General features: G+C 71.8%; 1 protein-coding gene. It reads right to left on the bottom strand.

The features are described 5' to 3' along the window. On the bottom strand, positions 1–1,089 hold a 1,089-nt coding region (locus IE249_RS35425; protein WP_189711627.1), incomplete at both ends, for an acyltransferase domain-containing protein.

Consider the following 1,089-nt stretch of genomic DNA (forward strand, 5'->3'; position numbering starts at 1 on the left):
AGCCCCTCATACAGACCAGCCACCTCCGCCTCCACGCGCTCCGCACCCTCCGGCGGCCACACCGACAGGTCGAAGGACGGGTCCTGCGCGCCCTGGGTGAGCTGGCCGGTGGCGTGCCGCACCCACGGCTCCTCCGCCGTGGCGCTCTCCAGCCGCGAGTGCAGGGACAGCGGGCGACGGCCGTCGTCATCCTCGGTTCCGACCGACAGGCGCAACCGCACCCCGCCCTGTTCGGGCAGGATCAGGGGGGCCTCCAGGGTCAGTTCCTCGATCCGGTCGCAGCCGACCTGCTCGCCGGCGTGCAGGGCCATCTCGACGAAGGCGGTGCCGGGCAGCAGGACCGCACCCATGACCGCGTGATCGGCCAGCCACGGATGTGTCTCCAGTGACAGCCGGCCGGTGAACAGGAAGCCGTCCGTGTCGGGCAGTTCGACGGCGGCTCCGAGCAGCGCGTGGTCGGCGGACTCGAGGCCGAGCCCAGCCGGGTCACCCGAACCGCCCGCCGGGGAACCGGAGTCGAGCCAGTACCACTGCCGCTGGAAGGGATAGGTGGGCAGTTCCACGCGTCGGGCGCCGCTGCCGGCGAAGTAGGCGGCCCAGTCGGGCGCCTGCGCGGCACCCCGCGCGAACGCCGTCGCCAGCGCGACCGTCAGGGTCTCCGTCTCGGAGCGGCCGCGCTGCATCACCGGCACGAACGCGTGACCGTCTCCGGTGACGCACTCCTGTCCCATCGCGGACAGTACGCCGTCCGGGCCGAGTTCGACGAAGGTGGTGACACCCTCGGCCTCCAACGCCCCCACACCCGCGTGGAAGCGAACCGCCTCCCGCACATGGCGCACCCAGAACTCCGGTCGCGAGACCTCTTCCTCGCCCACGACCGTGCCGGTCAGGTTCGACACCAGGGGAATGGCGGGAGCCGCGTACGACAGCCCCTCGGCCACCTTGCGGAAGTCCGCCAGCATCCCGTCCATGTGCGGGGAGTGGAAGGCGTGGCTGACGGTCAGGCGACGGGTCTTGCGGCCCTGCGCCTCGAAGGCTTCGGCGATCTCCAGTACGGCGCTCTCGTCACCGGCGATCACGACGGAGGTC

Origin of the sequence: Streptomyces anandii JCM 4720, assembly GCF_014650655.1 — a bacterium.
Taxonomy (GTDB): Bacteria; Actinomycetota; Actinomycetes; order Streptomycetales; family Streptomycetaceae; genus Streptomyces; species Streptomyces anandii.